Below are 7,984 nucleotides of genomic sequence, written 5' to 3' on the forward strand. Positions count from 1 at the left end.
GCGGGGTGTCCTTCGTGTGCACGTCCTGCGGCCACAGCTGGAGCTGATTGATGGGTGCACACAGGCGGAAGTGCGACTGGTGCGGCAGTGGTACGCCCATTGTCCGGGACATGGACCCGGTCAACGCCGAGTTCCAGTACTGGTGCGAGGAGTGCGCGCGGGCGCTGATCATAAAGGGCGACCCGATCGAGACCTACCGCGAGCTCGAGGGGGAGCCGATCTACGGCCGGCTGCTCGACGAGCACTGCACCCTCAAGCGCTTCTACTCCTTCGCCACGGCCTGACGCCGGCGGTAGAGGACGTACCCCAGGAACAGCGCGGTCACGGTCAGCGGATAGACCGCCGAGAGCAGCATCTGCCCCGCGTTCTGGTCGAGTTCCGGACGCCCCGGGTCGTGCGGCACCCACCACAGCGCGAACGACGCGAAGGCCAGTGCCACCGCGGGCACCGCCCACCCGGGCCGCACCCGGTCGCGGCGGTCCACCAGCAGGATCAGCAGCGGTACGCACCACACCCAGTGGTGGGACCAGGAGATCGGGCTGATCATCAGAGCCGTCACCGCGCAGACGATCACGGCCAGCGCCTTGTCCCCGCGCAGCGCGGCCCGCACTGCGAGGGTCATGGCCGCACCCCCGAGCACGGCCGCCGCCAGCGCCCACCACATGCCCGGGTCGTCGGTGTGCATCAGCCGCGCGAGCACCCCGCGCAGCGACTGGTTGGCGGTCTCCTCCGCGAAACCCACCCGCCCGGTCTCGAAGAGCGTCCCGGTCCAGAAGCGCTTGGAGTCGTACGGGAGCACCAGCGCGCTCAGCAGGGTCGCCCCGAGGAACACCCCGATCGCCGTGGCCGCCGTGCGCAGCCACGGGTTCCAGCCCCTCTCGCGGCGCCACACCAGCAGGCCGGCGAACAGGAGGAACACGACGAACAGACCCGGTGTGAGCTTCACCGCAGTGGCCAGACCGATGCCGAGGCCCGCCCACCGGTGGCCCTCACGGCGTGTGAAGTCCCACAGCACCGCCACCGCGACGAGCAGGTTGATCTGCCCGTAGCGCAGCGTCGTCCACACCGGCTCGCACCAGACCACGACCGCCGCCACCAGGAACGTCGCACGCCAGAGCCGCTCCCGCGAGAGCGACGGACGGACGAGCTGGAGGGAGAGCTGGACCAGCGCGACGACGAGGAGCAGGTTCCCGGCCGTCGCGAGCGTCCGCATCAGCGGAACGCCGACGAAGGTCAGCGGGACGAACAGCAGTCCCGCGAACGGCGGATAGGTCATGGCCAGATTCGCCGAGGTGGCGCGCATCGCGTAGAGATCGCCACCGGCCCGGACGGTCTCCCCCTCCGCCCGGTAGACCATCACGTCGAGCATGTTCACATGGGCGACCCGTTGGGCCACCCAGAAGGCTATGAACGACACGAGGCAGGCTGCCGCGGCGGTGGCGAGGGGCCACTGCCGGGCGCGGGTTCTGGCAAGCACGGGCACGGTCACAGAGGGGGACCCTACCCGCCGCCCCCGGACCGCCGGAGAAACCGATTTGGTGATCCCCAGGGGGGCCGGTTAATGTTCTGTCTGTCGCCGCGGGGGAAACCCGGAACGGGGCGGACAGCAAGGGGCTATAGCTCAGTTGGTAGAGCGCCTGCATGGCATGCAGGAGGTCAGGAGTTCAATTCTCCTTAGCTCCACAGGAAGAAGAAGCGGATCATCCGGATCGGATGATCCGCTTCTTCGTGTTCAGGGGGCCGGGTGTCAACCCCGGCCGCTGCCCAGCGCCTTGCGGCCGCCGCCCGGCGGCAGGGCCGGCCGCTCCTGGGGACCCTGTTCGATCCGGAGCGCCAGTGCGGGGCAGCGGCGTACGGCCCGCTGAGCCCGTCCTCGCAGGTGCATCGGCACGGAGGCGTCGGCGAGCGCCGGGTAGCCGTCCGGGCCCAGTCTGATCAGCTCCGGGACGATGTCCGCGCAGAGCCCGTGTCCCTGGCACAGAGTCCAGTCCACGGCCAGCTTCTCGCCGCTCGGGATCGACTCCTCCGCGTCCTGGTAGCCGGCCGCGGGAAGCGGCAGCACACCGACGGTCGGACGTCCGCAGCCGCTGCCGAGAACATGGGCGGCCAGGTCGTCCGTGAAGGCCGAGAGCGTCGAGGCGAAGAAGCGGGCCGAGCCGTCGGGGTGCTTGCACGCACCGCGCCCCTTCACCGCCTGGGTGACCTCTCTCAGCGCCTCCAGCGCGGCGGGACCGCCGCCGTTGAGCACGTCGGAGAGACCGCCGGCCGCGGCGGGCAGACCGAGCCGGCACGGCCCGCACTGGCCGGCCGTCTCGGCCGCGAGCCAGTTCGCGACCCGCAGGGATTCGCCGATCGGGCAGGTCTCGGGTCCGATCGGCAGGATCGCCCCGGCGCCCAGGGACCCGCCGACGGCGGAGAGGGACGCCCGCGAGACGACCGCGTTGTCGACCGCCATCGAGTCGATCCAGTTGCCGTGGTACCCGCCCGTGAGGACGCCCTGGGGCAGCGGCGGGGCACCGGCCAGCTGGAGGACGTACCGCAGCGGGACGCCCGTCGGCACCTCGACCACCATGGGGCGCGCGACCGCCCCGGAGATCGTCAGCATGACCGTGCCGGGCTCCGCCTCGAGGCCGGTGTGGCCGTAGCGGCGCGAGCCGATCCGGGCGGCCACGGCCAGCTGGGCGAAGGTCTCGGCGTTGGAGAGCAGTGTGGGTGCCCCGCCCACCCCGGACTCCGCGGCGCGCTCACGGCGGCCGGGGGGCAGAGCGGGGCCGCCTCCGATCGCGCGGATCACCGCCGACGCCTCCCCGGAGACCATGCGTTCGGGAGTCCGGACGACACGCGCGCGCAGTGCCTGCCCACGACGGTCGGAAAGGCCCCGCTCGGCGAGCGCCGAGCGGATGGAGATCTCCGTGGAGTTCCTGGTCACGGCCACGATCAGCGTCCGGGCGCCGAGCGCCTCGGCCGCCAGCAGGGCGCCGTCCAGGATCAGGTGCGGGGCACGGTTGAGGAGCACCGTGTCCTTGCGGCAGGCGGGCTCTCCCTCACTGCCGTTGACCACCACCACGGGACGTATCCCCCGGCGGATCGCCGCCTTGCCGACCGCCCTGAGCTTGCGGCCGAAGGGGAAACCGGCGCCACCGCGCCCGTGGAGGGATATCTCGTCCGCGAGCTGGGCGAGCCGCTCGCCGCTCATCGGATCCAGCGGCCCGTGCACCTTCAGATGCATCTCCAGGCCGAGCCGCTCGACCAGGTCGAAGCCCTGGGTGAGCTGGGGCAGACCGACCACGCGGACCTCGGGGACGTCGGGGAGCGGGGCGTTCACGGGCGGTCTCCTGCGGGTGCGGTCCAGGGCTCACCCGCGGGGGGCGGGCTGGAGTAGGTAGGCATCGGGGGCGAGGGCGTCGGCCAGTAGCCGGGGCGGAGCGTGGGATCGGGGACGACGGGGAGCTCCTCGGTCATGGGTATGCGTTCGGCGAGCGGGGCGTCGCCGTCGGTGTACGGGGCGGGGTCGGGCGCCGGGGTGGTGGCCCGGGACACCGCGCGGTAGGCGGCCGAGAAACCGGCGGAGGTGCCGGTGCCGACGGTCGGGGCCGAGGTCGGCATCGGGGGAGCCGTCTCGTAGAGCGGTGGAGGGGTCTCGTACAGCGGGGAGGAGGGCTCGTAGAGCGGGGGAGTGGACTCGTACAGCCGGGTGCTCGGTACGGGGGGTGCGAGCGGCTCGGGCAGCGGAGGCAGGGAGGGGCGGCCGGTGGGCCGGTCCAGCCACTCGGCGGACACGGTCGGCGGCTCGTAGCCGCGCTCGGTCTCGTCCTCGGCTCTGGCGGGGGCCTCGGCCTGTTCACCCGTCCGGTCCGGCCGGGTGGGCCTGGGGCGGCCTTCCAGCGACGCCAGGAGCCCGACGAAGCGGTCGGCGAGCTCCCGCTGTGTCGGGGCGGGCAGCATCCGGAGGGCGACGACCGCGGCGACGGAGGTCAGGGCCAGGCAGTACATGACCACGACCCAGGTGGCCGCGGGCCTGCCGGTGAAGAGACCGTGGACCAGCGCGAAGCACCACGCCGGGTACGCCAGCATGTGCAGCGGCCGCCAGCGGGCGGCGAAGCGGCTGCGGCCGGCGAGCGTGCTGCGCAGGGCGCCCGTCGAGGCGGCGACGACCATCAGCAGCCCGGCGAGCGAGCCGAAGCCGATGAGGGCCGAGGTGCCCGTGACGCCGAGGCCGAACGGGATGAGGGCTCCGATCAGCCCGACGTGGCCGAGGGACACCTTGACGGTGGCGTGCAGCAGCAGGAAGCCGAGCGAGGACACCGCGGTGGCCCGGTGGATGCCCTGGGCGAGCAGCCGGTGCCGGGGGGAGAGCAGCAGCCGGTCGGTGGCGATGAGTCCCCAGGCGACCGAGGCGGTCAGGGACACCAGCGACAGCACACCGCTGGTGAAGTCGAGCGCCGCCCGGAAGGCGTCGCTGCCGCCGATGGCGAGCAGCGGAATGATCACCAGGGCCGCGACCGAAAGCCCGCCCTGAACCGGCCGGCTCAATCCTGTTCGCTCGGCCGGGGTGGAGCGTTTCTTGCGATGAGGGTTCATAGGGGCGACTCCGAATGGTGCGGATAAGCAGTCCCGTTGGGCCGCATGTTAGGTCGCCCCATACCGGTCGGTAGGTGGTTTGCGTGTTTACGGGACTCTCAGCGGCCAACTGACTCTGGGGTTGCCCTGGATAGGGGCGATACGCGGGGTAACCCCAGCTGCTCGGGTGGCCGGGAAGCCCGCCCACCCGCGGCGACGCCCCGGCCGACGGCGGTTCGGCCACGGGGCGGAACGTCGGTGCGGCCCGATCGGGCCCTGCGGTACCCTGACGCCATGCGTGCCGTACGCCTCCTGCTTAGCGAGCCGCGCTGATCAGTCCCGACGGATGAAAGATCCGGTCGGAATCGGCGCGGCGTCCCCTCCTGTGCGAGGGGATTTTTCATTTCGTGGCAGTGCAGTTCGCGGGCAGTGGGCAGAGACGATCGATGGAGCTTCAAGGATCATGAGCGAGATGAATTCGGCTGCCGAGACGGCGGCCCCGCATCGTTATACGGCGGCCATGGCCGCCGACATCGAGGCACGCTGGCAGGATTTCTGGGACGCCGAGGGCACCTACGAGGCGCCGAACCCGACCGGTGACCTGGCGGGCGATCCGGCGATCGCCGCCCGGCCCAAGAAGTTCATCATGGACATGTTCCCGTACCCCTCGGGCGCGGGCCTGCACGTCGGTCACCCGCTGGGCTACATCGCCACGGACGTGTTCGCGCGTCACCAGCGCATGACCGGCCACAACGTGCTGCACACCCTGGGCTTCGACGCCTTCGGCCTGCCGGCCGAGCAGTACGCCGTGCAGACGGGCACGCACCCGCGCGTGTCCACCGAGGCCAACATGGAGAACATGAAGGTCCAGCTGCGCCGGCTGGGCCTGGGCCACGACAAGCGCCGGTCGTTCGCCACGATCGACCCGGACTACTACAAGTGGACGCAGTGGATCTTCCTGCAGATCTACAACTCCTGGTACGACGACGAGGCCCGGAAGGCCCGACCGATCGCCGAGCTGGTCGAGCAGTTCGAGAACGGCACCCGTGACGTCCCGGGCACCACGCGCGCGTGGAGCGAGCTGAGCGCCGTCGAGCGCGCCGACGTCCTGGGCGAGTACCGCCTGGCGTACGCCTCCGACGCGCCCGTCAACTGGTGCCCCGGCCTGGGCACGGTGCTGGCCAACGAGGAGGTCACCGCCGACGGCCGCTCCGAGCGCGGCAACTTCCCCGTCTTCAAGTCCAAGCTGCGCCAGTGGAACATGCGCATCACCGCCTACGCGGACCGCCTGCTGGACGACCTGGACGCGCTGGACTGGCCCGAGGCCATCAAGCTGCAGCAGCGGAACTGGATCGGCCGCTCGGAGGGTGCCCGCGTCGACTTCCAGGTCGGCGACACCGGCGCGATCACCGTCTTCACCACCCGCCAGGACACCCTGTTCGGCGCCACCTACATGGTGCTGGCCCCCGAGCACGACCTGGTCGAGAAGATCGTCCCCGACGCCTGGCCCGCCGGCACCCACGACGTGTGGACGGGCGGCCACGCCACCCCGGCCGACGCCGTCGCCGCGTACCGCAAGCAGGCCGCCTCCAAGTCCGACGTCGAGCGGCAGGCCGAGGCCAAGGACAAGACCGGCGTCTTCACCGGCGCGTACGCGACCAACCCGGTCAGCGGCGAGCAGGTCCCGGTCTTCATCGCCGACTACGTCCTGATGGGCTACGGCACCGGCGCGATCATGGCCGTCCCGGCGCACGACACCCGTGACTTCGCCTTCGCGCGCGCCTTCGAGCTGCCGATGCGCTGCGTCGTGGAGCCGAGCGACGACCGCGGCACCGACACGTCCACCTGGGACGACGCCTTCGCCTCGTACGAGGCGAAGCTGGTCGACTCCGCGAACGACGAGATCTCCCTGGACGGCCTGGGCGTCGTCGAGGCCAAGGCGAGGATCACCGCCTGGCTGGCCGACCGCGGCATCGGCGAGGGCACCGTCAACTTCCGGCTGCGCGACTGGCTGTTCAGCCGTCAGCGCTACTGGGGCGAGCCCTTCCCGATCGTCTACGACGAGGACGGCGTCGCGCACGCGCTGCCCGAGTCGATGCTGCCGCTGGAGCTGCCGGAGGTCGACGACTACTCGCCGCGCACCTTCGACCCGGACGACGCCGACACCCAGCCCGAGACGCCGCTGTCCCGCAACGAGGAATGGGTCGATGTCACCCTGGACCTGGGCGACGGACCGAAGAAGTACCGCCGCGAGACCAACACCATGCCCAACTGGGCCGGTTCCTGCTGGTACGAGCTGCGCTATCTGGACCCGAACAACTCCGAGAAGCTGGTCGACCCGGCGATCGAGCAGTACTGGATGGGTCCGCGCGAGGGCATGCCGACCGGCGGCGTCGACCTGTACGTCGGCGGTGCCGAGCACGCCGTACTGCACCTGCTGTACGCGCGGTTCTGGTCCAAGGTGCTGTTCGACCTGGGCCACGTCTCCTCGGCCGAGCCCTTCCACAAGCTGTACAACCAGGGCATGATCCAGGCGTTCGTCTACCGGGACGCGCGCGGCATCGCCGTGCCGGCGGCCGAGGTCGAGGAGCGCGACGGCGGCTACTGGTACGAGGGCGAGAAGGTCAGCCGCGTCCTGGGCAAGATGGGCAAGTCCCTGAAGAACGCCGTCACCCCGGACGAGATCTGCGGCGAGTTCGGCGCCGACACCCTGCGCCTGTACGAGATGGCGATGGGCCCGCTGGACGTCTCCCGCCCGTGGGACACGCGCGCGGTGGTCGGCCAGTACCGTCTGCTGCAGCGGCTGTGGCGCAACATCGTCGACGAGTCGACGGGTGACGTCACGGTCGTGGACACCGAGCCCGACGAGGACACGCTGCGCGCCCTGCACAAGGCGATCGACGGCGTCTCGCAGGACATGGCGGCCATGCGCTTCAACACCGCCATCGCCAAGGTGACCGAGCTGAACAACCACCTGACCAAGGTGGGCGGCCCGGTCTCGCGCTCGGTCGCCGAGCGACTGGTGCTGCTGGTCGCCCCGCTGGCCCCGCACATCGCGGAGGAGCTGTGGCGCAAGCTGGGTCACACCGACTCGGTCGTCCACCAGGACTTCCCGGTCGCCGACCCCGCGTACGTCGTGGACGAGACCGTGACCTGCGTCGTGCAGATCAAGGGCAAGGTCAAGGCCCGTCTGGAGGTCTCGCCGTCCATCTCCGACGCGGAGCTGGAGGCGCTGGCCCTGGGCGACGCGAACGTGGTGGCCGCGCTGGGCGGCGCGGAGATCCGCAAGGTGATCGTGCGCGCCCCGAAGCTGGTCAACATCGTCGCCTGACGACGGCCTGGCCGTGGGCGCCCGGGCCGGGGGGGGGGGGGGGCGTAGGGGGGTACCCGAAAGGGCGGGTGTTTGTTTTGATTGGTTAGGGAA

Annotated in this window: 5 protein-coding genes and 1 tRNA gene; 3 read left to right on the top strand and 3 right to left on the bottom strand. The window is 71.2% G+C overall.

Translation table 11 applies throughout. The features are described 5' to 3' along the window. Positions 1–50 precede the first annotated feature (50 nt). The gene (locus tag AB0D99_RS33605) at positions 51–284 is read left to right on the top strand and encodes a hypothetical protein (protein ID WP_355115859.1); all 234 of its coding nucleotides are present in this window, start codon (positions 51–53) and stop codon (positions 282–284) included. On the opposite strand, the gene AB0D99_RS33610 is transcribed toward AB0D99_RS33605, so the two are convergent. Continuing rightward, entirely contained in the window at positions 263–1,489 is a 1,227-nt protein-coding gene (locus AB0D99_RS33610; RefSeq protein ID WP_362371236.1) for a glycosyltransferase 87 family protein, read from the bottom strand. The genes AB0D99_RS33605 and AB0D99_RS33610 overlap by 22 nt on opposite strands. A gap of 121 nt (positions 1,490–1,610) precedes the next feature. Here AB0D99_RS33610 and AB0D99_RS33615 point away from each other — a divergent pair. Next, a tRNA-Ala gene (locus AB0D99_RS33615) sits at positions 1,611–1,683 on the top strand. A gap of 64 nt (positions 1,684–1,747) precedes the next feature. Here the strand turns inward: AB0D99_RS33615 and AB0D99_RS33620 are convergent. Beyond that, the gene (locus tag AB0D99_RS33620) at positions 1,748–3,325 is read right to left on the bottom strand and encodes an NADH-ubiquinone oxidoreductase-F iron-sulfur binding region domain-containing protein (RefSeq protein ID WP_362371239.1); all 1,578 of its coding nucleotides are present in this window, start codon (positions 3,323–3,325) and stop codon (positions 1,748–1,750) included. Then, positions 3,322–4,533, bottom strand: coding sequence for a hypothetical protein (locus tag AB0D99_RS33625; RefSeq protein WP_362371242.1), 1,212 nt, complete (start codon positions 4,531–4,533; stop codon positions 3,322–3,324). Before AB0D99_RS33625 ends, AB0D99_RS33620 begins: the two co-directional genes overlap by 4 nt. Positions 4,534–5,023: 490 nt before the next feature. Between AB0D99_RS33625 and leuS the strand changes: the two genes are divergently transcribed. Next, complete coding sequence (gene leuS / locus AB0D99_RS33630) at positions 5,024–7,891, top strand: leucine--tRNA ligase (RefSeq protein WP_362371245.1); 2,868 nt, start codon at positions 5,024–5,026, stop codon at positions 7,889–7,891. Positions 7,892–7,984 lie beyond the last annotated feature (93 nt).

The sequence above is a fragment of the Streptomyces sp. NPDC047971 genome, from assembly GCF_040653355.1.
In the GTDB taxonomy this organism is placed as follows: Bacteria; Actinomycetota; Actinomycetes; order Streptomycetales; family Streptomycetaceae; genus Streptomyces.